The sequence below is a fragment of the Ruegeria profundi genome, assembly GCF_001507545.1.
Lineage (GTDB): Bacteria > Pseudomonadota > Alphaproteobacteria > Rhodobacterales > Rhodobacteraceae > Ruegeria > Ruegeria profundi.
The window spans coordinates 90,132-115,234 of record NZ_LQBP01000010.1 but is presented as its reverse complement, the minus strand read 5'-3'; the positions used below and the strand labels follow the sequence as shown (position 1 = coordinate 115,234).

Annotated in this window: 26 protein-coding genes; 13 read left to right on the top strand and 13 right to left on the bottom strand. The window is 55.1% G+C overall.

Features of this window, described 5'->3' with window-relative positions; genetic code table 11:
- The first annotated feature begins 82 nt into the window (after window positions 1–82).
- Window positions 83–583, top strand: a complete 501-nt coding sequence (locus tag AVO44_RS17625) for an FxsA family protein (RefSeq protein WP_068339886.1) — start codon at window positions 83–85, stop codon at window positions 581–583.
- Between the two features lie 54 nt (window positions 584–637).
- Window positions 638–1,135 (top strand): protein-export chaperone SecB, encoded by a 498-nt coding sequence (gene secB, locus AVO44_RS17620; RefSeq protein ID WP_068339883.1) that lies wholly within the window; start codon window positions 638–640, stop codon window positions 1,133–1,135.
- Window positions 1,136–1,162: 27 nt separating this feature from the next.
- On the opposite strand, the gene dnaQ is transcribed toward secB, so the two are convergent.
- The 4 genes from dnaQ to AVO44_RS17600 are packed head-to-tail and all read right to left on the bottom strand — an operon-like array spanning window position 1,163 to window position 3,897.
- On the bottom strand, window positions 1,163–1,885 hold the full coding sequence (gene dnaQ / locus AVO44_RS17615) for a DNA polymerase III subunit epsilon (RefSeq protein ID WP_068339880.1): 723 nt from the start codon (window positions 1,883–1,885) through the stop codon (window positions 1,163–1,165).
- Entirely contained in the window at window positions 1,878–2,471 is a 594-nt protein-coding gene (gene coaE / locus AVO44_RS17610; RefSeq protein ID WP_068339877.1) for a dephospho-CoA kinase, read from the bottom strand. The genes dnaQ and coaE overlap by 8 nt, the downstream gene beginning before the upstream one ends.
- Window positions 2,468–3,301: a shikimate dehydrogenase gene (locus AVO44_RS17605; protein ID WP_068339874.1), complete on the bottom strand. Its 834-nt coding sequence runs from the start codon at window positions 3,299–3,301 to the stop codon at window positions 2,468–2,470. The genes coaE and AVO44_RS17605 overlap by 4 nt, the downstream gene beginning before the upstream one ends.
- Window positions 3,298–3,897: a Maf family protein gene (locus AVO44_RS17600; protein WP_068339871.1), complete on the bottom strand. Its 600-nt coding sequence runs from the start codon at window positions 3,895–3,897 to the stop codon at window positions 3,298–3,300. Before AVO44_RS17600 ends, AVO44_RS17605 begins: the two co-directional genes overlap by 4 nt.
- Window positions 3,898–4,301: 404 nt before the next feature.
- On the opposite strand from AVO44_RS17600, the gene AVO44_RS17595 reads away from it, so the two are divergent.
- From AVO44_RS17595 to AVO44_RS17565, 7 genes are all read left to right on the top strand, one after another.
- Window positions 4,302–4,751, top strand: coding sequence for a CopD family protein (locus tag AVO44_RS17595; RefSeq protein ID WP_068339867.1), 450 nt, complete (start codon window positions 4,302–4,304; stop codon window positions 4,749–4,751).
- Between the two features lie 222 nt (window positions 4,752–4,973).
- On the top strand, window positions 4,974–6,245 hold the full coding sequence (gene rho / locus AVO44_RS17590) for a transcription termination factor Rho (RefSeq protein WP_068339864.1): 1,272 nt from the start codon (window positions 4,974–4,976) through the stop codon (window positions 6,243–6,245).
- A gap of 30 nt (window positions 6,246–6,275) precedes the next feature.
- Window positions 6,276–7,562 carry a tRNA uridine-5-carboxymethylaminomethyl(34) synthesis GTPase MnmE gene (gene mnmE, locus AVO44_RS17585; protein WP_068339861.1) on the top strand — a complete coding sequence of 429 codons (1,287 nt, stop codon included), beginning with the start codon at window positions 6,276–6,278 and terminating at the stop codon, window positions 7,560–7,562.
- A gap of 12 nt (window positions 7,563–7,574) precedes the next feature.
- Window positions 7,575–9,443: a tRNA uridine-5-carboxymethylaminomethyl(34) synthesis enzyme MnmG gene (gene mnmG / locus AVO44_RS17580; RefSeq protein WP_068339968.1), complete on the top strand. Its 1,869-nt coding sequence runs from the start codon at window positions 7,575–7,577 to the stop codon at window positions 9,441–9,443.
- Window positions 9,440–10,054 (top strand): 16S rRNA (guanine(527)-N(7))-methyltransferase RsmG, encoded by a 615-nt coding sequence (gene rsmG / locus AVO44_RS17575; protein ID WP_068339858.1) that lies wholly within the window; start codon window positions 9,440–9,442, stop codon window positions 10,052–10,054. The genes mnmG and rsmG overlap by 4 nt, the downstream gene beginning before the upstream one ends.
- Window positions 10,047–10,850, top strand: coding sequence for a ParA family protein (locus AVO44_RS17570; RefSeq protein ID WP_068339855.1), 804 nt, complete (start codon window positions 10,047–10,049; stop codon window positions 10,848–10,850). The genes rsmG and AVO44_RS17570 overlap by 8 nt, the downstream gene beginning before the upstream one ends.
- Before the next feature lie 20 nt (window positions 10,851–10,870).
- Window positions 10,871–11,764, top strand: coding sequence for a ParB/RepB/Spo0J family partition protein (locus tag AVO44_RS17565; RefSeq protein ID WP_068339852.1), 894 nt, complete (start codon window positions 10,871–10,873; stop codon window positions 11,762–11,764).
- Here AVO44_RS17565 and AVO44_RS17560 read toward each other — a convergent pair.
- Genes AVO44_RS17560 through rph form a run of 4 tightly spaced genes read right to left on the bottom strand, consistent with a single transcriptional unit; the run spans window position 11,754 to window position 14,579 of the window.
- Window positions 11,754–12,107, bottom strand: coding sequence for a YbaN family protein (locus AVO44_RS17560; protein ID WP_068339849.1), 354 nt, complete (start codon window positions 12,105–12,107; stop codon window positions 11,754–11,756). The genes AVO44_RS17565 and AVO44_RS17560 overlap by 11 nt on opposite strands.
- Window positions 12,108–12,110: 3 nt before the next feature.
- Complete coding sequence (gene hemW / locus AVO44_RS17555) at window positions 12,111–13,265, bottom strand: radical SAM family heme chaperone HemW (RefSeq protein WP_068339846.1); 1,155 nt, start codon at window positions 13,263–13,265, stop codon at window positions 12,111–12,113.
- Complete coding sequence (gene rdgB, locus AVO44_RS17550) at window positions 13,255–13,869, bottom strand: RdgB/HAM1 family non-canonical purine NTP pyrophosphatase (protein ID WP_068339843.1); 615 nt, start codon at window positions 13,867–13,869, stop codon at window positions 13,255–13,257. Before rdgB ends, hemW begins: the two co-directional genes overlap by 11 nt.
- Complete coding sequence (gene rph / locus AVO44_RS17545) at window positions 13,866–14,579, bottom strand: ribonuclease PH (protein WP_068339840.1); 714 nt, start codon at window positions 14,577–14,579, stop codon at window positions 13,866–13,868. The genes rdgB and rph overlap by 4 nt, the downstream gene beginning before the upstream one ends.
- Window positions 14,580–14,691: 112 nt before the next feature.
- Here rph and hrcA point away from each other — a divergent pair, with 112 nt between their 5' ends.
- Both hrcA and AVO44_RS17535 read left to right on the top strand, forming a co-directional pair.
- A complete protein-coding gene (gene hrcA / locus AVO44_RS17540) occupies window positions 14,692–15,756 on the top strand; it encodes a heat-inducible transcriptional repressor HrcA (RefSeq protein ID WP_068339837.1) in 1,065 nt (354 codons plus the stop codon).
- A gap of 10 nt (window positions 15,757–15,766) precedes the next feature.
- The gene (locus AVO44_RS17535) at window positions 15,767–16,330 is read left to right on the top strand and encodes a nucleotide exchange factor GrpE (protein WP_068339835.1); all 564 of its coding nucleotides are present in this window, start codon (window positions 15,767–15,769) and stop codon (window positions 16,328–16,330) included.
- A gap of 30 nt (window positions 16,331–16,360) precedes the next feature.
- Here AVO44_RS17535 and mutS read toward each other — a convergent pair whose 3' ends face one another.
- Window positions 16,361–18,976, bottom strand: a complete 2,616-nt coding sequence (gene mutS / locus AVO44_RS17530; RefSeq protein ID WP_068339832.1) for a DNA mismatch repair protein MutS — start codon at window positions 18,974–18,976, stop codon at window positions 16,361–16,363.
- Window positions 18,977–19,137: 161 nt separating this feature from the next.
- On the opposite strand from mutS, the gene AVO44_RS17525 reads away from it, so the two are divergent.
- Window positions 19,138–21,402: an NADP-dependent malic enzyme gene (locus AVO44_RS17525; protein ID WP_068339963.1), complete on the top strand. Its 2,265-nt coding sequence runs from the start codon at window positions 19,138–19,140 to the stop codon at window positions 21,400–21,402.
- Window positions 21,399–22,268 (top strand): ribokinase, encoded by an 870-nt coding sequence (locus tag AVO44_RS17520; RefSeq protein ID WP_068339829.1) that lies wholly within the window; start codon window positions 21,399–21,401, stop codon window positions 22,266–22,268. Before AVO44_RS17525 ends, AVO44_RS17520 begins: the two co-directional genes overlap by 4 nt.
- Here AVO44_RS17520 and msrA read toward each other — a convergent pair.
- The 4 genes from msrA to AVO44_RS17500 all read right to left on the bottom strand — a co-directional run bounded on the left by msrA (window position 22,265) and on the right by AVO44_RS17500 (window position 25,068).
- Window positions 22,265–22,936: a peptide-methionine (S)-S-oxide reductase MsrA gene (gene msrA / locus AVO44_RS17515; RefSeq protein ID WP_068339826.1), complete on the bottom strand. Its 672-nt coding sequence runs from the start codon at window positions 22,934–22,936 to the stop codon at window positions 22,265–22,267. The genes AVO44_RS17520 and msrA overlap by 4 nt on opposite strands.
- A gap of 105 nt (window positions 22,937–23,041) precedes the next feature.
- A complete protein-coding gene (locus tag AVO44_RS17510; protein ID WP_068339822.1) occupies window positions 23,042–23,323 on the bottom strand; it encodes an SCP2 sterol-binding domain-containing protein in 282 nt (93 codons plus the stop codon).
- A gap of 81 nt (window positions 23,324–23,404) precedes the next feature.
- A complete protein-coding gene (locus AVO44_RS17505; protein ID WP_068339819.1) occupies window positions 23,405–23,845 on the bottom strand; it encodes a DUF1810 domain-containing protein in 441 nt (146 codons plus the stop codon).
- Window positions 23,842–25,068 carry an argininosuccinate synthase gene (locus AVO44_RS17500; RefSeq protein ID WP_068339817.1) on the bottom strand — a complete coding sequence of 409 codons (1,227 nt, stop codon included), beginning with the start codon at window positions 25,066–25,068 and terminating at the stop codon, window positions 23,842–23,844. The genes AVO44_RS17505 and AVO44_RS17500 overlap by 4 nt, the downstream gene beginning before the upstream one ends.
- Between the last annotated feature and the right edge of the window lie 35 nt (window positions 25,069–25,103).

Here is a 25,103-nt window from a genome sequence, read left to right as displayed (position 1 = left end):
TTGTATGCGCAGCCTCTTGCCATTATGTAGGTGACAGTTCGTGGCAAGTCCACCGCCCGACCTCTAGTATAGGATAGCGCAGATGTACCTGTTCTTGGCATTTTTATTGGTTCCGATTATCGAAATCGCCCTGTTCATCCAGGTCGGTGGTCTGATCGGCCTGTGGCCAACCTTGGCGATTGTAGTTCTTACAGCCGTGATGGGCACCATTTTGGTCAGGACACAAGGTCGCATGGCATTGGCCAATCTACAGCGTTCCTTTGCTGAACTGGACGACCCGACTGAACCGCTGGCCCATGGGGCGATGATCCTGTTGTCGGGTGTTCTGCTGCTGACGCCCGGGTTTTTCACGGATGCGGTTGGATTTGCACTGCTTGTTCCCGCGGTACGATTGTCTGTTTTCCGTTACTTGCGGTCCAAAGTGACTATCACGCAGTTTCAGATGGGTCCCGGTCCACAATCGCGACCCGGATCTTCGGGGTCCGATCAGGGCGATGTGATAGATGGTGAGTTTACGGAGGTAAGGTCGCGCCAGGAACCTTCGAAGCCGTCGAAATGGGTAGAGGGCCCGCACCGGCATTGAGGTGCCGCGCCCAACTTGCTAAGCAGTGGCAAATTACATTTTTGGAGTAGATCCATGGCCGAAGAAAAAGCTGCGGAAAACACTGCAGCCCAAGCTGCCCCCCAGGTTCAGATGCGCGTTCTGGGACAATTCATCCGCGATATGTCCTTTGAAAACGTTATGGCACAAAAGGGTGTGTCCGGTGACGTACAGCCCGAGATTGCGGTTCAGGTCAACCTCGACGCAAAAAAACGATCGGCTGAACATCAGTACGAAGTCGCGATCAAGCTGAACCTCAAGTCGAAAGCCAAGGGATTGGAGGATATCCTCTTTCTTTGCGAAATCGACTATTGCGGTTTGTTCCACGTAGAAGGTGTTGCCGAAGACCAACTCCACCCGTTCCTTCTGATCGAATGCCCCCGCATGTTGTTCCCGTTCCTGCGCCGCATAGTCAGCGACATCACTCGTGACGGTGGCTACCCGCCGGTAAACCTGGACAATATCGATTTTGTTGCGCTGTATCGCAACGAGTTGATGCGCCGTCAGGCCGAAGCACAAAAAACCGAAGCCTGAATGGTTTGACCCGCGTCGCGGAAAGCCTCAGGCGCGGGTCCACAAGGCGTTTTCGCCCAGTTTCTGAACAAAAGCGTCGTGCGCGGCACGTTCTTCTTCGGTGATTTTTGACGCCAAAGGGGTCGGGCGAGGTGTCGGGCGCCATTCCTCTTGACTGCCGGAAATGGACGAAACGGTGGTGGACAGCCCAAAATCCGGTTGTCGTCCGCCGATCAGTTCCAGATACACCTCGGCCAGAATTTCCGAGTCAAGCAGCGCCCCGTGCAGCACCCGGTTCGAATTGTCGATACTGAACCGCCGGCACAATGCATCAAGTGAAGCTGGCGACCCTGGAAATCGTTTGCGCGCAATTGCCAATGTGTCCAGCGCCTGATCCATCGGGATTAGCGGTAGACCCATCCATCTAAGCTCAGCGTTCAGGAACTTCATGTCGAAGGACGCGTTATGGATCACCAGCTTGGCATCACCGACGAAGTCACGGAATCCCTGCCCAACTTTCGCAAAAACTGGCTTATCTTTCAGCGTGACCTCACCTTTTTCCGGCGGGCGCGGATTCTCCAACAGGTCAGGTCCAATGCCGTGCACACCAAACGCCTCTTCGGGCATTGAGCGTTCGGGATTTATGTAGACGTGGTATGTTTCACCCGTCGCCACATGGTTCCAAAGCTCAACCGCGCCGATTTCTACAATCCGGTCACCACTTTCGGGATCGAACCCTGTTGTTTCGGTATCAAGTACGATCTCACGCATCTGCAATTTCCGCCCGTATCTGCCTGACGATATCCTGCACCTGTGCGCGAGCATGGTCCAGTGTATCGGTCACAATCACATAGTCCGCCCGCGCGCATTTTTCATCGTTCGGCATTTGCTTGGCGCGAATCTGTTCGAACTGCGCCTCGGTCATCGTTCCGCGTGCCATAACGCGGCGTTTTTGTTCGTCGGCAGGAATTGAAACACAGGCCACCGCGTCCATCGCCGCGTCTCCGCCCGTTTCAAAGAGAAGGGGAATGTCGAAAACCAATATATCTGCGGCTGCTTGCCTGCGGAAAGCGGCCCGGTCCATGGCCACAAGCGGGTGAACGATGGCCTCAATCGTTTTCAATGCGTCGGGGTTCCGTTCGATAATTCCTTTCAAGGCATCACGGTTTACAGCGCCATCTATAATTGCCTCCGGAAACGCGGCCCTCATGGGCTCAACAGCCGCTCCTCCCATTGAATAGAGCCTGTGTACAGCCGCATCCGCATCCCACAGCGCGCAACCTTCATCTACGAACATCTGGGCTGTTGTGCTTTTGCCCATACCGATCGAACCAGTTAGGCCAAGCGCAAAACTCATCCCAAAACCGCCGCGCGCAGGTCATCCGTCACCTCAGGTCGAGTGCCGAACCAGCGTTCGAAACCGGGTACGGCTTGATACAGCAGCATACCCAACCCGTCGACGGTGGTGCAGCCAGCGTCTTCTGCTGTTTGGAGCAGTTTTGTTTTCAAAGGAGCGTAAACCAAGTCTGTCACAACGGCACCCGGTTGCAGCCCGTCCAAAGGCACCCGAAGTTCCGGCTGCCCTTGCATCCCCAAAGAGGTCGTGTTCACCACCAGCTCGGCCTCTTCAATGACATTGCCGGCCTGAATCCAGTCAACAACAGTTATGCGGTCGCCAAATTCTTCTTTCAGCTGATCAGCTCTGGCCTGGGTACGGTTGGTCAGCATGATCTTAGGCACGCCAGCTTCAAGCAAGCCCTGCAATACCGCGCGCGATGCACCACCAGCCCCAAACACCACCGCAGGGCCATCTGAGGGTGACCAATCCGGCGCACCATCGCGAAGATTCTGCATAAAACCATAGCCGTCGGTATTGTCGGCATAGATCTTGCCGTCTTCCCCAAAAAACAAGGTATTTGCAGCACCGATCAGCTTGGCGCGCTTGGAGACGAAATCCGCCAGGCGCAAAGCCGTCTCTTTATGAGGGACGGTGACATTCGCCCCGACAAACCCAGCTTTTGGCAGGGACCGAAGCACCACACCCAAGTCATCAGGTGCGACATCCATGGGGACATAGTGCCCGGCCAGCCCATATTTCTTAAGCCAGTGCCCATGGAGCTGCGGCGATTTCGAATGCGCAATCGGGTGCCCAATCACCCCGGCCAACGGAATTCTGTGCTGCGTCATTGATCAATCACCCCTTTAACACTCAAATAATTAAGCAGTTCCAATAGGGGCATACCCAAGACATTAAAATAGTCGCCGTCAATGGTTGCGAACAACCGGACGCCTTCCTCTTCCAGTTTGTACCCCCCCACGGCATGCTGGATACTGTCCCAGTTGCGATCAATATAGCCGCGCAGATATGCGTCTGAACTCATCCGCATGCGCAAACGTACCTGCCCCACATGACGCCAAAGCGGCTGACCATCCTGATATATAACTGCGGCCGACAACAGCATATGCCATTTGCCGCGCATCGCCTTAAGCTGAGCCAGCGCGTCTTCGGGCGTTGCCGGTTTCGACAATAACTGTCCTTCGAAATCAAGGACTTGATCACAGCCCAGAACCATCGCTCCGGGGGTTTTTTCGCTGATCTTGCGCGCTTTCATTTCGGCCAATGCATCGGCGATATCGCGGGGCGGTGCCTTTTCCGCCAATAGCGCTCGTTTCACAGTCTCTTCGTCCACGCGTGCAACCTGAACAGAGAACGGCACGCCTGCATTCTCCAGCAGCTTTGCGCGAATAGATGAGCCCGAGGCCAGAATGAAGGGGACAAACATGTGGAAAACCCCGTGTGCAAGTCGTTGAAGCTTCTTGAACGGTTTGTATGGTTTTCAGATTGACACGCAACCCCGGGAATTTCGCGCAAAACTTCCCTGAGTCGCCCGAACGCTGTCCATCTGGGACAAGGATAAGTTTCAAGGCTTGGATTATCGTGTAGTCCCGACTTACCCAAAGAGTTATCCTCAAATCAATACTCATAGAGTGATTTTAACCGATTGTTTTATATGGCTATTTTTTTGAACCCACAGAATCAGCCAGGGAAAACTGAAATCTGTCCACGTGTGGAAAACATATGTGTAAAAAAATAATCCACGGATTTTGTTCAGCCTACAAAACCATCTTCCTTTTTCTTTTCTTATTTTTTGATTAGGGAAAGTTTCCAACAACGGCCGGAGCCGGAATGACTGATCTGCTTTTCACATTTTACCCGTGGGTGAAGGCGTTACACATCATGGCTGTCATCGCCTGGATGGCAGGCTTGTTCTACTTACCCCGGCTGTTTGTTTATCACGTCGAAAAAGCACAGGCCGTCGACGGCGCAGAAACCATTTTCTTTGAAATGGAAGAAAAACTGCTGCGCGTGATCATGAGCCCTGCAATGATCGTTGCCTGGGTTTGCGGGGTGATCATGGTCGTGACACCGGGAATCGTGGGATGGGATTTTGCATGGCCCTGGGTCAAAGGCGCAGCCGTGATTGCGATGACATGGTTTCATCACTGGCTGATCGCGCGGCGCAAGGACTTCTTAGAGGGGCGAAATAAGCTCACTGGGCGGCAGTATCGCATGATGAACGAGGTCCCGACCGTTTTGATGGTTTTCATCGTTCTGGCGGTCATTCTGAAGTTCTAAGCACTTTTCGTTTTAAGCAAGAGAAAAGGATCAAAACGTGTGTTCGACTGAAGGGAGAGGCTGCGTGTTTCGATTCAAGGCAAACGTAAAAGTGCTCTGACAGTCTGTTTGACTCCGATGCCTGTCGCGCATATGTAGGGACCAACACGCCCGTCCGGGCGGCGTATTTTCCGTTCTAAAATTCCACTTCGTGCCGCGCTGTCTGCGGTGAAGGTATGTATCATGACAACTGAAGCCCTGAATCTGGCCGATCTGAAGGCCAAAAGCCCCAAAGACCTTTTGGCTATGGCCGAAGAGCTGGAGATCGAAAACGCCTCGACCATGCGTAAAGGCGAGATGATGTTCCAGATCCTGCGTGAACGCGCGGATGATGGATGGACCGTTGGCGGCGATGGCGTTTTGGAAGTGCTGCAGGATGGCTTCGGCTTTCTGCGCTCGCCCGAGGCGAACTATCTGCCGGGACCCGACGACATTTATGTTTCGCCGGATATGATTCGTCAGCATTCGCTGCGTACCGGCGACACGGTAGAAGGGGACATCAAAGCCCCGGATGAGAACGAACGCTATTTCGCACTGACCAAAGTCACCAAGATCAACTTTGAAGAGCCTGAAAAAGCCAAGCACAAAATCCTGTTCGACAACCTGACGCCTCTGTACCCGGATCAGCGTCTGAAGATGGAGATCGAGGATCCAACCATCAAAGACAAATCGGCCCGTGTGATCGATCTGGTTTCGCCGATTGGTAAAGGCCAGCGGTCTTTGATCGTGGCGCCGCCGCGGACCGGTAAAACCGTGATCCTGCAAAACATCGCGCATTCCATCGAACAGAACCACCCCGAGTGCTATTTGATCGTCCTGCTGATCGACGAACGCCCGGAAGAGGTGACGGACATGCAGCGTTCGGTGAAGGGTGAAGTTGTCTCCTCGACTTTCGACGAACCAGCAACGCGCCACGTCGCAGTATCTGAAATGGTGATCGAAAAAGCCAAGCGTTTGGTCGAACATAAACGAGATGTTGTTATTCTTCTCGATTCTATCACAAGACTTGGTAGGGCTTTTAACACCGTGGTGCCATCCTCGGGTAAAGTTCTGACCGGTGGTGTGGACGCAAACGCACTGCAACGGCCCAAACGGTTCTTTGGTGCTGCGCGGAACATCGAAGAGGGCGGTTCGCTGACCATTATCGCCACCGCGCTGATCGATACCGGCAGCCGGATGGACGAAGTGATCTTCGAAGAATTCAAAGGAACCGGTAACTCGGAAATCGTACTGGACCGCAAGATCGCGGACAAGCGCGTGTTCCCGGCGATCGACATCCTCAAATCCGGCACCCGGAAAGAGGATCTGCTGGTCGACAAGGGCGATCTGGCCAAGACCTTCGTCTTGCGCCGTATCCTTAATCCGATGGGCACCACCGATGCAATCGAGTTCCTGCTGTCCAAGTTGAAACAGACCAAGACAAACGGAGAGTTCTTCGATTCGATGAACACCTGATAAAGGTCTTAACTGACGCGAGGCCTTCGAATGGATACGATATTCGCCTTGGCCAGCGCACAAGGCAAAGCAGGGGTGGCGGTGATCCGCCTCTCTGGCCCTTTGGCGCATTCTGCTGCGGCTAATCTGACCGGAAGCCCGCTACCGCCCCGCGGTATGCGGGTTAGGTCTTTGCATGCAAGTGACGGGTCACGCCTTGATGACGGGTTGGTTTTAACCTTCCAAGGTCCGGCGAGTTTTACTGGTGAGGACGTGGCCGAGCTTCAAATCCATGGCAGCACGGCTACGGTCAATGCGGTGATGCGCTGCCTATCGGATATAAACGGATTGCGTTTGGCTGAACCGGGTGAGTTTACCCGCCGCGCGCTTGAGAACGGCAAGATGGACTTGACGCAGGTCGAAGGTCTTGCTGACCTCATCGACTCTGAAACCGAGGCGCAGCGAAAACAAGCTCAGACCATACTGGCCGGCGAACTGGGCGGTTTGGCTGAACGCTGGCGCCGTGATCTGATTCGCGCCGCATCGTTACTGGAGGCGGTGATTGATTTTGCCGACGAAGAAGTGCCAACGGATGTGTCTCCGGAGGTCCGCACACTGGTGTCTGGCGTAATGCACGACCTTCAACGTGAGGCAGAAGGTGTAAAGATTGCCGAGCGCATCCGGACCGGTTTTGAAGTTGCTATTGTAGGGCTTCCAAATGCGGGCAAGTCGACCTTGCTGAACGCCCTGGCCGGGCGAGAGGCAGCGATTACGTCAGAGTATGCGGGCACGACGCGCGACGTCATCGAAGTGCGTATGGATCTGAGTGGGTTACCTGTTACGCTTTTGGATACAGCCGGACTGCGCGAAACCGAAGATCATGTCGAAAACCTTGGGATCAAGCTTGCTCGGAAAAGAGCGGAAGCTGCAGACTTGAGGGTGTTTCTAACCGAAAACCCGGCCGAACTTGGTGTCGCGATGATAGAAGGTGATATCCAAGTTTTACCAAAATCTGATCTTCGAGAAGATGACGAAGGGGGAATTTCCGGGAAAACGGGTCAAGGGATCGATCAGCTTATTTCCCACATATCGCGTACTTTGTCTGCTAAATCTACTAGCCATGGTATAGCCACCCGAGAGCGTCATAGGGTAGCGCTAAATGATGCAAACTCAGCATTGGCTGATGCTATGACTGTTCTGGAATCAGGACCGGATTTGTATGATATCGCAGCGGAGGAATTGCGAACTGCAATTCGCGCGCTGGAAGCACTGGTTGGAAGAATTGGCGTTGAAGACCTGTTGGATGAGATATTCGCCAGTTTTTGCCTTGGTAAATAGGGAGTGTTTCACGTGAAACATTCGAAGTTCGATGTTGTAGTTATTGGCGCTGGCCATGCTGGCACCGAAGCGGCGCATGCCGCTGCGCGAATGGGTGTCGAAACAGCCTTGGTTACACTGTCTGCTCAAGATATCGGTGTCATGTCCTGCAACCCCGCTGTCGGAGGGCTTGGCAAAGGACACTTGGTGCGCGAGATTGATGCTTTGGACGGTGTCATGGGTCGCGTTGCCGATCAGGCAGGCATTCAATTTCGTCTATTAAACAGACGCAAAGGACCTGCGGTACAGGGGCCAAGAACTCAGGCGGATCGGGCTTTGTACCGCGCTGCTATGCAAAAGGAAACGAGAGCGCAAGCGCATTTATCAATTGTTGTTGGTGAGGTCGTAGATTTCCTGCTGGACGGCCCCAGGGTGACTGGCATCAGATTGGCAGATGAGTCAGAAGTTCACGCCAAAGCCGTTATTCTGACGTCTGGTACATTCCTGCGCGGGGTAATTCATATCGGGGATGTCTCGCGCCCGGGGGGGCGTATGGGTGATCGACCGTCAGTAAAACTTGCTGAAAGGCTGGACAGCTTTGCGCTTCCACTCGGGCGATTAAAAACAGGCACACCACCGAGGCTGGATGGACGTACGATTGATTGGTCAGATCTTGAACGACAGGATGGCGATGAAGTCCCAACGTTATTCTCGTTCTTATCAAAGTCGGTCGTTGCGCCGCAGATATCGTGTGGGATCACACATACGAACGCTCGCACGCATGAAATAATCGAGAAAAACCTATCGCGATCAGCTATGTACGGTGGGCACATTGATGGGGTTGGACCCAGATATTGCCCGTCGATCGAAGATAAAATTGTCCGTTTCGCAGAAAAGGACTCCCACCAGATCTTTCTGGAGCCGGAGGGTGTCAATGATCATACTATTTATCCCAACGGTATTTCGACGTCGTTACCTCAAGACGTACAGGTTGAATATGTCCATTCAATAAAAGGGCTTGAGAAAGCGGAGATATTGCAACCCGGTTATGCGATAGAATATGACTATGTCGATCCAAGGGTTCTCTCATCCTCGTTGTCTTTGCCCGAGGTGCCGGGACTGTATCTGGCTGGCCAAATCAACGGAACAACAGGATATGAAGAAGCAGCAGCGCAAGGTCTGGTCGCAGGCCTGAACGCTGCGCAATACGTCTTGGAGAGAGACCCCATCCATTTCACCCGCGCGGACAGCTACATTGGTGTGATGATTGACGATTTGACAACACGTGGTGTAGCAGAACCTTACCGAATGTTCACGTCACGCGCGGAGTTCCGGTTGTCACTACGCGCAGACAACGCGGATCAACGGTTAACTCCAATAGGTGTGGATCTAGGATGTGTCGGACAGGCGCGTTTGGAGAGTTTCAGTAAAAAAATGGATAGGCTGACGGCAGTTAAATCAAAACTGACTGACCGAACGTTCACCCCGAAAGACGTACGCGCGGTTGGAATTAACATCAATCAAGATGGAAACCGTCGTGACGCAATGGCCCTGCTGGCATTTCCCGATGTTCATTTCGGGGACATAGTCCCCCTTGTACCTGATCTAGAAAGTACTGAAGAAGATATCCGACATCAGGTTGAGAGGGATGCCCTGTACGCAAACTACATTGCGCGACAGAACAAAGATGTTGAAGCTATGAAACGAGATGAGTCTTACGAGATACCAAGAGATTTTGATTATTCTGCTCTTGACGGTCTTTCATCTGAGATCAAGCAAAAGCTGACGGATGCGAAACCCGTGAATATCGCGCAGGCGGGCCGGGTTGAGGGCGTGACACCCGCCGCTTTGACTTTGTTGTTGGCGAAACTTCGACGTGCGCAGAGGGTTCGAAAGGCATGAGCGATAAGATTTTCGACGGTTTGGATGTTTCACGTGAAACATTTGAGCGCCTCGAAACCTATGTACGATTGGTGCAGCACTGGAATCCTAAAATTAACTTGGTCTCGCGAAATAGTTTAACAAGCATTTGGGAGCGTCATATCCTTGATTCTGTGCAAGTTTACCGATTGGCGGCTCAGTTCGAAACCTGGGTGGATATTGGCAGCGGAGGTGGGTTCCCCGGAATGGTTTGCGCAATTATGGCCATCGAAGACGCACCAGGGGCTCAATTCACACTTATAGAAAGTGATCAGCGCAAAGCTGCGTTTCTGCGAAGTGTCGCACGGGAATGCGGGGTAAAATGTGCCGTGATTTCGAAGAGAATTGAAATAGTTGACCCAATGAGTGCTGATATACTATCAGCTCGGGCTTTGTCTGATCTTGGCAGGTTATTGTCCTTTTGCGACAGACATTTAGGAAAAAGCGGAACCGCGCTGTTGCCGAAAGGCGCAAGCTGGAAAAAAGAGGTAGAAGACGCGCGCAAAGAATGGAAATTCACTTATGAGCCAATTACAAGTTTAACAGAGCCCCAAGCAGTTATCCTAAGGATCAAAGGAGTATCGCGTGGTTGATCTGTCTCGTCCCTCAGGGCCTAGGATTATCGCGGTTGCCAATCAAAAGGGCGGGGTGGGAAAAACAACGACAGCAATCAACCTTGCCGCCGGCTTAGCCGAAGCTGGGTGTCGCGTACTGGTGGTTGATCTGGATCCGCAGGGCAATGCCTCAACCGGCCTTGGGGTTGAGGACCGAGACTGGACAACTTACGATCTTTTGCTGGATGACGCGCCACTTGAGGCGGTGATTCAGGAGACGGAAATAGATGGCCTGCTAGTCATACCGGCCACAGTTGATCTGAGTTCAGCCGACATCGAACTGATTTCGAATGAAAAGCGCAGCTACTTGCTCCATGATGCCTTGCGGCAAACACCAATTGACAAGTTCAACCTGGATTTTGTTCTGATCGACTGTCCGCCGTCACTCAATCTACTGACCGTGAACGCAATGGTTGCGGCGCATTCCGTGTTGGTACCACTGCAAAGTGAGTTCTTTGCACTGGAGGGTTTGTCTCAACTCATGCTGACGATCCGAGAGGTCCGTCAAACTGCAAACCCAGAGCTGAGAATCGAAGGTATTGTGTTGACGATGTATGACAACCGCAACAACTTGTCTCGCCAGGTCGAAAAGGATGCGCGTGACAATTTGGGCGAGATGGTGTTTAAAACCAAGATACCCAGGAATGTCAGAGTCAGCGAGGCTCCATCTTTCGCTTTGCCGGTACTTCAATATGATTCGGGATCGTTGGGTGCTATGGCGTACAGGCATCTGGCGCGCGAAATTATTCAAAAGAACAAGAATGTCGCCGCCTAAGCGGCAGTGAGGAGGGGTAAGTGGCTGCCAAAAAAACAAAACCCAGGGGTTTGGGTCGGGGCCTGTCCGCTTTGATGGCCGATGTAACACAAGAAACCGCAGGGTTGGCGCCAAATGAACCGCGCCGACCGGACATGAACGTTCCAATTGAAAAACTGCACGCAAATCCCAACCAGCCGCGCCGAACATTTTCAGCAGAACGATTGGATGAGCTTGCGGCTTCGATCAAGGAAAAGGGTATCATTCAGCCTCTGATCGTCCGCGAGGTCAGCGCGGGTGACTATGAAATTGTCGCTGGCGAAAGGCGTTGGCGTGCGGCCCAGATGGCCCAATTGCATGATATTCCGGTTATCGTGCGTGACTTCGATGATACTGAAGTATTGGAAGTCGCGATTATCGAGAATATCCAGCGCGCTGACCTGAATGCCGTTGAAGAGGCGGCTGGCTATAAACAGCTTATGGATCGCTTTGGCCATACGCAAGAAAAGCTGGCCGAAGCACTGGGAAAAAGCCGCAGTCACATTGCCAATCTTCTGCGCCTGCTGTCACTGCCGCAGGATGTGCAGACCTTGGTGATACAAGGTAAACTTTCTGCGGGTCATGCACGGGCACTGATTACTGCGGAAAACCCATCAGAATTGGCAAAAATTGTCGTACGGGACGAACTGTCGGTGCGCGCAACCGAAGCGCTGGTAAAGAAACAGCAAGCAGGTCCGGAAAAAACTGCGCCGAGGTCCAGAAACTTGGATGCGGGTAAGGATGCGGATACGCGCGCACTGGAAAAAGATCTTTCAGCCATTCTTGCGATGAAAGTAACGATTAATCACAAGGCGGGATCAGAAACTGGGCAGGTGGTTCTAACATATGAAAACCTGGATCAGTTGGATGATCTGTGCGCCAAACTCAGCCGCTAGGACGCGTCCAGATAAAGGCCATTACGGCGCCCAACACGACGGCCTGAATAACAAGAACAAAGACTGGCAAGGATAGCAGAATCGACAGTCCGAATACGGCGGCGATCGAGAAGGTGGCCGCCTTTTTTGCGCGTGGCCTTATGGCGCCAGCGGTCTGCCAGTCCTGGATCAGTGGGCCGAAGGTCTGATGAGTTATTAGCCAATTGTGTAAACGGGAAGACGAGCGCGCAAACAAAAACGCTGCCAAAAGCAGAAAAGGCACCGTTGGCAAAAGGGGAACGATAATACCGACCATCGCAAACGCTACGCAGATCAACCCTAAAGCGGCCCAAAGGTATTGCATCAGCTATCCCAACAATTCCCGGATCACCGCATTTAAGACAGCGCGACCGTTTTTGGTTGCAACCAATCGACGATCAATCTGCTCAATCATTCCAAGTTCAATCAAATCAGACAGTTTGTTCTGTGGTAAAGAATACCCGGCTAACTTACTAAATCGATCCATATATAGACCTTCTGTAGTCCTCAGACACATCATAAGGTATTCGTTCGCCTGATCTTGCCGTGAAAGCGTCGATCGTAGTTTCTCTCCGCTGCCGTTCTCAACGGCAGTCAGCCAGGCGTTTGGCGACAAATAGGTTTCGGTGGCAAGCTTTTCACCGTTTACCGTGATCCGCCCATGTGCTCCGGGACCAACGCCGACATAATCACCATAGTTCCAGTAGATCAGATTATGTTGTGACTCGGCACCGGGCCGCGCGTGGTTAGAAACCTCATAGGCAGGGAGGCCATGTGCCTCGCAGACGTCTTGAGTGACTAGATACATGTCGGCGGCGCTGTCATCCTCTGGCAGGCCGCGAAGTTTTCCGACCGTGTAGCGATCACCAAAGGCAGTGCCTTCCTCAATTGTCAGCTGGTAGAGCGATAGGTGATCAACGGCCATTGACAGGGCTTCGTTCAGCTCAGCGCGCCACATCTCCGGGGTTTGGTGTTGGCGTGCATAGATAAGGTCAAAACTGACCCGATCGAAGCAAGCGCGCGCGATGTCGAATGCAGCGCGCGCCTCAGCGACGGTGTGGATACGCCCCAGACGGCGCAGGTCGTCATCGTTCAACGCCTGTACGCCCATCGAGATACGGTTCACGCCAGCGTCGTGATAGGCCGCGAAACGTCCAGCCTCGACCGAACTTGGGTTGGCCTCCAGCGTGATTTCCATGTCGTTGGCGGGATGCCACAGGGCACGGGCCTGATCAATCACCGCACCAACAGTGTCGGGATCCATCAAAGATGGCGTACCGCCACCAAAGAATATCGTATTCAACACGCGGTCGGGGGTTTCAGCAGCAGAGCGCTTCAGCTCCCTCAGATAAGATTTAAGCCATTGTTTTTGATTGATATTTTTTGAAACATGACTGTTGAAGTCGCAATAGGGGCATTTGGCCTCGCAAAAGGGCCAATGTACATACAGGCCAAAGCCCCCGTTGCGCCAATCATCCGCCAAAGCAGCCTTTCACGAACATCTCCACCGCGCGGCCACGATGGCTGATTTTGTTCTTTTCCCAGCGGTCCATCTCAGCATAGGTAATGTCGTGACCGTCGGGCACAAACATCGGGTCGTAGCCGAACCCGTCCTTGCCACGGATTGGCCAAACCAAATGCCCGGGTGCAACGCCCTCGAACACCTCATCATGGCCATCGGGCCAAGCAAGAACCAGCGTGCAGCGAAACTGTGCCGTACGCGGGTGGGCGGCGTTTTTTTTCTCAAGTTCGGTGTGGGCACGGGTCATGGCGATCATGAAATCGCGACCATCGTCCGTTTCTGCCCAGTCGGCAGTGTAAACTCCGGGTGCACCGTCCAACGCGTCTATCGTGATACCGGAGTCATCCGACAGGGCAGGCAGGCCCGTTGCCTTAGCAGCAGCGTGGGCTTTGATCCGGGCGTTGCCGATGAACGTATCTTCGGTCTCTTCCGGTTCAGGCAGATTCATTTCGCCCGCACCTACAACTGTCACGCCAAAGGGTTCGAGGAGATGCGCCATCTCTTCCAGCTTGCCTTTGTTGTGCGTGGCAACCAGCAGCCTGTCACCGTCGAACTTGCGTGTCATGCGGTGGCGGCCTTTTGTGCAGCGGCCAATTCGCCAACGCCTTTGGAAGCCAGGTCCATCAGCTGATCCATCTGGGCACGGCTAAAGACCGAGCCTTCCGCGCTCATCTGCACTTCGATCAGTTTGCCCGAGCCCGTCATGATAAAGTTACCGTCAACGCCAGCTTCGCTGTCTTCCGGGTAGTCCAGGTCCAGCACCGGCTGACCGGCATAGATTCCACAGGACACAGCCGCGACCGGATCGACCAGTGGATCGGAAATCACATCACCCGCCTTCATCAGCTTGTTGACTGCCAGACGTAGCGCAATCCAACCACCGGTGATCGAGGCGCAGCGGGTACCGCCATCGGCCTGGATCACGTCGCAGTCCACGGTAATCTGACGTTCCCCCAGCGCGACCCGGTCTACACCGGCCCGCAGCGCACGGCCAATCAGGCGCTGGATTTCTACCGTACGGCCCCCTTGTTTGCCGCTTGCCGCCTCACGCCGCATCCGGGTGTTGGTTGCGCGGGGCAACATACCGTATTCGGCGGTGACCCATCCAAGGCCTGAACCCTTGATAAAGGGCGGCACACGATCTTCGATCGTTGCGTTACACAGCACGTGGGTGTCGCCCATTTTGATCAGGCAGGAACCTTCGGCATGTTTGGTGAACCCCGTTTCGATTGAAACGGCGCGCATTTCGCTTAAATCTCGTCCTGAGGGTCGCATCGAAAATCCTTTGTTTGCTGGGTTGGGGATAACGCCCTGCGGCGCTAGGATGCAACCCCGATTGACCTTTCGTGTACCTGCGATTTAATGACCGCCCAGCAGGGGACCGCCGATGAGCGAAGCGAGTAAAATTCTGGATGAGATGAACGACCGGTCACGCGAAGTGTTCCGGCTGATCGTCGAAAGCTATCTGGACAGCGGTGAACCCGTTGGTAGCCGCACTTTGACGCGCACTCTGTCCGAGAAGGTCAGTGCCGCAACCGTGCGCAACGTGATGCAGGATCTTGAATTTCTTGGCCTGCTCGACAGCCCGCATGTCTCTGCCGGACGTATTCCGACGCAGATGGGTTTGCGGATGTTTGTGGACGGCTTGTTGGAAGTTGGCGATCTGGGTGCTGATGACCGGCAAAAATTGGATGAGACTTTAGGCTCTAACAAAGGTGATGTTGGCGGAATGCTTGACCGTGTGGGGTCGGCCTTGTCGCATGTCACACATGGCGCATCGCTGGTTTTGACCCCCAAGCAAGAATCCGAAATCAAGCATATCGAGTTTGTCTCCTTGGCCCATGACCGCGCCTTGGTGGTTCTGGTCTTTGCTGATGGTCATGTTGAAAACCGCCTGTTCACGCCGCCCCCGGGACAAACGCCCAGTTCAATGCGCGAAGCCGCAAATTTCCTGAATGCGCTGATCGAAGGACGCACGTTGCGCGAAGTGCGCCGTCAGATGCAAACTCAGATTGACGCCCGCAAGCAAGAGATCGACGTGCTGGCCCGTGAAATGGTTGAAAGCGGCATGGCGGTCTGGGACGGGGATGGGGGCGACTCAGCACGGTTGATTGTGCGCGGCAGGGCGAATCTGCTGGGCGAACAGGGTGAGGCCGAGGAACTGGAGCGAATTCGTACCCTGTTTGACGATCTGGAGCGCAAGCGGGACATTGCCGAATTCCTCGAATTGACCGAAGAAGGCGAGGGTGTGCGCATTTTTATTGGGTCCGAGAACAAACTTTTCTCACTTTCGGGTTCCTCTTTGGTGGTGTCTCCTTATATGAACGCTGATCGAAAGATAATCGGTGCGGTCGGGGTGATCGGGCCCACGCGTCTGAATTATGGACGGATCGTGCCGATCGTGGATTATACGGCACAACTGGTCGGCAAGCTGATATCCGACCGGAGCTAGAGGGTAAGAAATGGCAGAGCCCAAAGACGAAGACTTCCTGGACAATATCGCAACGGCCGAAGCGGAAGAGCTGGCCGATGAAATTGCCGAGTTCAGCGACGAAGCGCTTGAACTGGATGAACTGCGCGCTGAGCGGGACGATTACAAAGACAAGTTCATGCGTGCGCTTGCGGATGCCGAAAACGCGCGAAAACGTGGCGACAAGGCGCGCCGCGATGCGGAACAGTATGGCGGGTCAAAGCTGGCCCGTGACATGCTGCCGGTGTATGACAACATGAAACGCGCGCTTGAGGCCGCGACCGATGAGCAGAAAGAGGTTGCTGCCGGTCTGTTGGAAGGCGTTGAGCTGACGATGCGCGCGTTGAAGGATGTGTTTCAGAAACACGGGATCGAAGTGATCACGCCTGAGGTCGGTGATCGGTTTGACCCCAATATCCACGAGGCGATGTTTGAGGCACCGGTGCCGGGCACCAAGGCCGGAGACATTATTCAGGTCTCTGCCGAGGGCTTTATGTTGCACGATCGCCTTCTACGTCCTGCGCAGGTTGGTGTGTCTTCGACGCCTGCAAGTTAAGCATTCAGCGCAAATCATAAAATGGGGCGGTCAGGATCTGGCCGCCTCTTTTAGTTTGTATATCAGATCAAGCGCTTCGCGCGGGGTCAGTTCATCGGGCAGCACATCCTTCAGCATGTCCGTGACCGGTGATGCCTCGGGCGCCGAGGGAGGAGGGGGCGGTGCTGCAGAAAACAGTGGCAGGTCGTCGATCAGCGCCTTTTGCTTGCCGCCTTCGCGTTCGGTTTTTTCCAACTGGTTCAGAACCGTACGCGCGCGCGTGACCACCGAAGCAGGCAGCCCGGCAAGCTGTGCAACCTGTACACCATAGGACCGGTCTGCTGCGCCCTTGTGGACTTCGTGCAGGAAGATCACCTCACCGTCCCACTCCTTTACAGCGACGGTGGCATTCTCCACACCCTCAAGCTTTCCGGCCAAAGCTGTCAGTTCATGGTAGTGCGTGGCAAAAAGGGCGCGGCATTTATTGGCTGCGTGCAGGTGTTCCAAGGTGGCCCAGGCGATCGATAAGCCATCATAGGTAGCCGTGCCGCGCCCTATTTCGTCCAAAATCACCAGCGCGCGGTCATCCGCCTGATTGAGGATGGCGGCGGTTTCCACCATTTCCACCATGAAGGTTGATCGCCCTCGGGCCAGATCATCGGATGCGCCGACCCGGCTGAACAATTGGCTGACAATTCCGATATGGGCCTGTTCTGCCGGAACATAGCTGCCCATCTGCGCCAGCAGTGCGATCAATGCGTTCTGCCGCAGAAAGGTTGATTTACCAGCCATATTGGGGCCAGTCAGCAGCCAGATGGCGGCCCCGCCATTGGCGCTCAGGTCGCAATCATTTGCAATGAAGGCGTCGCCGTCTTGCTGACGCAGCGCGTGTTCAACAACCGGGTGGCGGCCCCCTTCTACATTGAAGGCACAGGATGCATCGACCCGCGGGCGGCACCAGTTTTCGCCCCGCGCAAGGTCGGCCAGAGAGGTCGTCAAATCAAGCTCGGCCAACCCACGGGCAGCCTGGTTGAGGCGGGCGGCCATCGCCAATATCTCGTCAGAAAGCCTTTGATAGAGCCGCTTTTCAATCTCAAGCGCCAGATTTCCCGCGTTCAGAATACGGGTTTCGATTTCCGAAAGCTCCACGGTTGTGAAGCGCACCTGATTGGCAGTGGTTTGACGGTGGATAAAGGTCTCGCTCAGTGGTGGGTTCAACATTTTCTCGGCATGGGTTGCCGTAGTTTCGATGAAATACCCCAGAACGTTATTGTGCTTGATCTTGAGCGAGGAGATACCGGTGTGGTCCGCGTATTTCTTCTGAAATCCTGCAATAACAGATCGCCCTTCATCGCGCAGGGTGCGGGCCTCATCCAGTTCACTATCGAATCCCGGCGCAATGAAACCGCCGTCGCGGGCCAGCAGGGGTGGTTCCGCAACCAGTGCCGCGTCCAGCAGGGCCAAAAGGTCGTCGAACCCAACCAGATTTTGGACGGCGGTTGCCAGCAAAACGGGAAGCTCTTGATTGTCACAAAGCGCTGCAATTGCCGCTGCCTGTGCCAGACCGTTCCGAATTGCGGCCAGATCGCGCGGTCCACCCCGTTCCAGAGACAGGCGGGATAGGGCGCGATCCAGATCGGGGGTTTTGCGCAACGCGTCGCGCAGGTCTGAGGCGGTTAGGCTGTCCTCAACCGCAAAAGCCACCGCATCCAATCTTGCATGGATGACATCTAAAGCTCGCGATGGGCTGGACAGGCGTTGCTCAAGCAATCGCGCACCACCCGGGGTCACCGTCCGGTCGACCACCGACAACAAGGATCCAGCCCGACCGCCAGACAGGGACCGCGTCAGTTCCAGATTGCGCCGGGTGGCGGCATCTATTTGAACCACGCGGTCCTCGGAATCCTTCATGGGTGTTTGCAGCAGGGGCAGTTTGCCCTTTTGCGTAATCTCCAGATAGTCGATCAGCGCACCCATGGCGGAAACTTCGGCCCGCCCAAAGCTGCCGAACGCATCCAGCGCACCCACGTGAAACAAGCCGCAGATGCGTTTTTCCGCCGCGGTGCTGTCAAAACTGGCCCGGCTGACCGGGGTGAGTGAGATGCCCAGATCACGGGTCGTTTCGTGCAATGTTTGCTCGGACCCGTCGGCCACGATCAACTCAGACGGGGCCAGTCGCGCCAACTCTGGGCTGAGCCGCACCGAGGTTAACGGCATCACGTGAAACGCCCCGGTTGAGATATCGGCCCAGGCCAAAGCGGCCTCATCCCGTATCTCTGCATAGGCAGCAAGAAAATTGTGGCGGCGTGCCTCTAACAGGGCGTCTTCGGTTAGCGTTCCGGGTGTCACAAGCCGGACAACATCGCGCTTTACGACTGATTTAGAGCCTCTTTTCTTCGCTTCAGCCGGGCTTTCCATTTGCTCGCATACAGCGACGCGAAAGCCTTTTCTGATTAAGGTTAGCAGATAGCCCTCCGCCGAATGCACCGGAACGCCACACATCGGGATATCGTCGCCATTGTGCTTGCCACGTTTGGTCAGGGCGATATCAAGCGCCACGGCCGCGTTGACCGCATCATCAAAGAACATCTCGTAGAAATCGCCCATGCGGTAAAACAGCAACGCGTCGGCATGCGCCTCTTTAATCTCGAGATATTGCGCCATCATCGGCGTGACTGTGGACAAGGCGGACCCTTTCTGGCGTGTTCCGGGCGCGACCTTACAAATCCCCCCCGCATGACGAAAGGCGAAAACGCAATCTCGTTGAGAACGCGCAACCGCTGAGGTATGAGGCAGGCGCACCCAACAAAAAAGAAACGACGTCCGCCATGCCCAAAACCAAGATCACCGACGAAGAGGCGCTTGCCTTTCACCTGGAACCCACCCCCGGAAAGTGGGAGGTGCAGGCCACCGTTCCCATGACCACCCAACGCGACTTGTCGCTGGCCTATAGCCCCGGTGTTGCAGTTCCGTGTGAAGCGATCGCGGAAAATCCGGAAACGGCCTATGACTATACCAACAAGGGCAATCTGGTTGCTGTGATCTCAAACGGTACTGCTGTATTGGGCCTTGGAAATCTGGGCGCGCTTGGGTCCAAGCCGGTGATGGAGGGCAAATCTGTTCTGTTCAAGCGGTTCGCCGACGTGAACTCGATCGATATCGAACTGGACACCGAAGATACCGATGCTTTCGTCAACGCGGTCAAACTGATGGGGCCGACTTTTGGCGGCATTAATTTGGAGGACATTAAAGCGCCCGAGTGTTTCATCATCGAACAGCGCCTGAAGGAAGAGATGGATATCCCGGTCTTCCACGACGATCAGCACGGCACGGCGGTTATCTGCGCGGCGGGCCTGCTGAATGCGCTGCATATTTCGGGCAAGAAGATCGAGGATGTAAAGATCGTTCTGAACGGAGCAGGTGCGGCGGGCATCGCCTGTATCGAATTGCTCAAGTCGATGGGTGCGCGGCATGAGAATTGCATCGTGTGCGACACCAAAGGTGTGATCTATCAGGGTCGGACCGAAGGAATGAACCAGTGGAAATCGGCCCACGCGATCACCACTGACCTGCGCACGTTGGAAGATGCCATGAAAGGCGCCGACGTATTCCTGGGCGTGTCAGTCAAAGGTGCGGTCACGCAGGATATGGTCGCTTCGATGGCGGACAACCCGGTTATCTTTGCCATGGCGAACCCGCATCCAGAGATTACGCCGGAAGAGGCGCATGAGGTTCGTGTTGACGCCATTGTCGCCACTGGCCGCAGCGATTATCCCAATCAGGTCAATAACGTACTGGGTTTCCCCTATCTGTTCCGCGGCGCGCTGGATATCCATGCCCGCGCCATCAATGACGAGATGAAGATTGCCTGTGCACATGCGCTGGCGCGGCTTGCGCGTGAGGATGTGCCGGATGAGGTTGCGATGGCCTATGGCAAATCACTGACCTTTGGCCGCGACTATATTATTCCAACGCCGTTCGATCCCCGCCTGATTCACCGTATTCCGCCAGCCGTGGCCAAGGCTGGAATGGATACTGGCGCGGCGCGGCGTCCGATCATCGACATGGACGCTTATGAGTTGAGCCTGAAATCTCGCATGGATCCGACCGCCAGCATTCTACGCGGTCTGAATGCCCGTGCGCGGCAGGCGCAAAGCCGGATGATCTTTGCCGAGGGCGACGACCCTCGCGTGTTGCGCGCGGCGGTGATGTATCAGCGGTCTGGATTTGGCAAAGCACTGGTTGTTGGACGCCAGGATGATGTGAAAACGAAACTCGAAGAGGCCGGTCTGGGCGACGCCGTGCGAGAGCTTGAGGTGGTGAATGCCGCCAATACCACGCATCTCGAAACCTATTCGAACTTCCTTTATGACCGCCTGCAGCGCAAAGGGTTTGACCGAAAGGATATTCACCGTTTGGCGGCGCGGGATCGGCATGTGTTTTCATCCCTGATGTTGGCGCATGGGCATGGCGATGGTCTTGTGACCGGGGCAACGCGGAAATCGGCGCATGTGCTGGATCGGATAAACCACGTTTTCGACGCTGATGCGGCCCACGGTGCCGCCGGTGTTACCGCGCTGCTGCACAAAGGGCGGATCGTTCTGATTGGTGATACTCTCGTGCATGAATGGCCTGACGAGGATGACCTCGCCAATATCGCCGAACGCGCGGCTGCCGTGGCCCGCCACATGGGGCTTGAGCCGCGCGTTGCTTTCGTCAGCTTCTCAACCTTCGGCTATCCGGTTTCAGAGCGGGCCGAAAAGATGCACCGAGCCCCCGCGGTTCTGGACCAGCGCAAGGTTGATTTCGAGTACGAAGGCGAAATGACAGTGGATGTAGCACTGAACGTGGATCAGCAGGCGGCTTATCCGTTCCAACGCCTGACCGGCCCGGCTAACATCCTGATCGTTCCGGCCCGGCACTCGGCTTCGATTTCGACCAAGCTGATACAGGAAATGGCAGGTGCTACCGTAATCGGCCCGATCCTCTCTGGCATCGACAAGCCGATCCAGATCTGTTCCACCGTATCGACGGCGAATGACATTCTGAACATGGCCATTCTGGCCTCTTGCGATATCTCGGGGAAACCATGACGATCTGGAACCTTGGCTCGATCAATGCGGATATGATCTATGACGTGCCGCATCTGCCCGCTCCGGGAGAGACGCTTGCGGCCAATCGGCTGGATCGGTTCCTTGGCGGAAAAGGCGCGAATATGTCCGTGGCAGCAGCACGGGCCGGGGCGCGCGTGGCGCATATCGGCGCTGTTGGACCGGATGGGCGCTGGGCTTTGGAACGTCTGACAGAATATGGTGTTGATACACGCTATATTGCCGGGGTCCAGGAACCCACCGGCCACGCCATCATTGCCGTGGATACGAAAGGTGAAAACAACATCATTCTGTTCCCCGGTTCAAACCACGCCATTTCGCGGGATCAACTGGGGCAGGCGCTGTCTTCGGCATCGCAAGGCGATCTTCTGGTGATGCAGAATGAAACCAACCTTCAGGTCGAAGCCGCGCGGATGGGGCACGAGCTGGGCCTGACGGTCTGTTATGCTGCTGCGCCATTTCAGGCCGATGCTGTTGAGGCAGTTCTCCCCTACCTTGATTTCCTGATCCTGAATGAGATTGAGGCCGAGCAATTGCAACAGGCGTCGGGGCAATCCGTGACCGATCTTGAGATAGAGCATGTGATTGTCACTTTGGGATCCAAAGGCGCGCGCTACTATCATCGCGGTGCGCCTTCTGACTTTCCGGCGCTGAAGGTAGAGGCCGTGGACACCACGGGTGCTGGGGATACGTTCACCGGGTACGTTCTGGCGGGAATGGATCGCGGTATGCCGATGGCACAGGCAATTTCGCAGGCAAATCGCGCCGCGGCCCTGATGGTTACGCGGCACGGTACGGCGGATGTTATTCCTGACCTGAAAGAGGTTCACGAGGCGCAGTTTGACTAGGACCCGGCGAACAAGGCTTCGCTGCCCCAAAGCTGCTTGACCCTTGCATCCCGACCGCATGCGTTTCGATAAGCCTTGTATGCACTGTGCTGGCGCTTGGGTCCGAAGCGGGTCAGTATGAGCTTGGTGCCCTTGTAGTAATCCTGATGATAGGCCTCAGCCGGGTAGAATGTCTCTTGCGACAGGATCGGGGTAACAATGCTCTGACCCAAAGCTGTCTGTGCGTCAGCTTTCGCTTGCTCGGCCAAAGCTTTTTCCCCTGTGTCAGAGACGAATATCGCCGTCCGATAGCTGTCGCCGCGATCACAGAATTGACCTCCGGCATCGGTTGGATCAATCGAGCGGAAAAACATGTTCAGCAGGGATTCACGGGAAATATTGGCCGGATCAAAGGTGATCTGAACTGCTTCGTAATGACCGGTGCCGCCGCGGGTGACCTGATCATAGGTGGGATTTGCCGTGGTGCCGCCAGTATAGCCCGACACCACGCCGATAACGCCCGGGACGGACTCGAAATCGGCTTCGACACACCAGAAACATCCACCGGCGACCGTCAAGGTGTCTGTCTCCGCAGCCGCTGCTGGCGCGGCGCGCAGTAAAAGGGCCAGCACAATCAGTGCGGACAAAAGCACTGGTTTCAAAAATCCTAGATTGGCAGTCCGAGTCATGGCAGGTCTCCCTTCAAGACAAGGCTGCCCTGACAATGCTACCAGTGCAATCCGCTGACATCATTAGTCACGCGCTGGTGAGGCGAGTTTATCAGTGACCGCCAACTACCCAAGCAATTGCCCCAGCTTCATAGCCACACCCATATTGCCCGAAATCTTAAGCTTGCCCAAGGCCACACCGGTCATCGGGTTCAGCTTACCGGTCAGCAATTTGGTCAGGTTCTCACGTGAGATGCGGATGGTGCAGTCGGTATCCCGATCATCGGTTGAGGCGATGTTATCGGCCAGAACAATCACGCCATCGTCACCGCAATCAAACTTCAATGAGCCTTCAAAGCTTTTGCCATTCAAACCCTTTTGAATCCCGTCGGCGATGTCTTGCAGCATAGAATGTCCTTTCACAGTCAAAGACTGCGTAAAGACTAAACGGTATTTCAGGCAAGGATGACCAAACTGGAACTTGAAGAGTTAACCCTGGTTCAGAATCTCTTGGGTTCGTTTACAGACGCTGCCGCCGTAAAAACTATCAAGGACATCCCGACACTCAGCAGGTGCATTTGGAACGGCTGCGAACAGCGTCATCGACGACCGAAGCTTCTTGGCATCAATTTTGCCCAATATGCTTTCTGGGTCACTGCCGTTGTGAACTAGAAGCAATTGGCACACTTGGATCAGGCGGCGACGCAATTCTGGGTGGTTCAGATAGGCAGTCGCCTCTTCCAGATCCTCGATCCCATAGAGTTGGGCCATGTGTGACTGGCCAAGTTCGGCCAGTTGCGGAAACACAAACCACATCCAATGACTGGTTTTCTGCCCCAATTCCAATTCGCGCAGGACATCGGGCCAAACTGTGTCCTGCGCTTCGATGAACAAATCAAGTTCGTCGTTTATGCCGTCGTCCTCGGTCACTTGGACAGCCGCTTATCGCGCGCCGCCAGCAGCTTGAGGCGCAGTGCGTTGAGCTGAATAAACCCGGCTGCATCCTTCTGGTCATAGGCACCGGCGTCTTCCTCAAAGGTTACATGCGCCTCGGAATACAGCGAGTGATCCGACCAGCGGCCAACGGTCGAGGCCAGACCTTTGTACAACTTCACCCGAACCGTGCCGGTGACGTGCTCTTGCGACTTGTCGATCGCGGCTTGCAGCATCTCGCGCTCGGGGCTGTACCAGAACCCGTTGTAAATCAGCTCGGCATATTGCGGCATCAACTGATCTTTCAGGTGCATTGCGCCGCGGTCCATGGTGATCGACTCGATCCCGCGATGCGCCTCCAGCAGGATTGTGCCGCCGGGCGTTTCATAGATTCCGCGCGATTTCATGCCCACGAACCGGCCCTCGACCAGGTCGAGACGGCCAATGCCGTGCTTGCCGCCATATTCGTTCAGCTTGGTCAGGATGGTGGCCGGGCTCATCGCCTCACCATTGATGCTGACCGCATCGCCTTTCTCAAAGCCGATCTCGATGAATTCGGGCTGATCGGGCGCGTCCTCGGGGTGGACGGTGCGCTGATAAACATAATCGGGCGCCATGTCGGCTGGGTCTTCCAGAACCTTGCCCTCGGATGAGGTGTGCAACAGGTTGGCGTCGACCGAGAACGGAGCCTCTCCACGTTTGTCCTTTGCAATCGGAATCTGATGTGCCTCGGCCCATTCGATCAGACGTGTCCGGCTGGTCAGGTCCCACTCGCGCCATGGGGCGATGACCTTGATGTCGGGGTTCAGCGCATAGGCCGCCAGTTCAAACCGCACCTGATCGTTGCCCTTGCCGGTCGCGCCATGGGCCACGGCGTCCGCACCGGTTGCCTGCGCAATCTCGACCAGACGTTTTGAGATCAGCGGCCGCGCGATTGAGGTGCCCAGCAGATACAGGCCTTCGTACTGTGCGTTTGCACGGAACATCGGGAAAACGAAATCGCGGACGAATTCCTCGCGGATGTCCTCGATATAGATGTTCTCGGGTTTGATCCCCAGCAGCTCGGCCTTTTGGCGCGCGGGCTCCAGTTCCTCGCCCTGGCCCAGATCGGCGGTGAAGGTTACGACCTCACAACCGTACTCGGTCTGCAGCCATTTCAGGATGATCGAGGTATCAAGGCCACCGGAATAGGCCAGAACAACTTTCTTGGGCGCGGACATCTGACTTCCCTTTATGCGTAGAACGACTGGCCCCT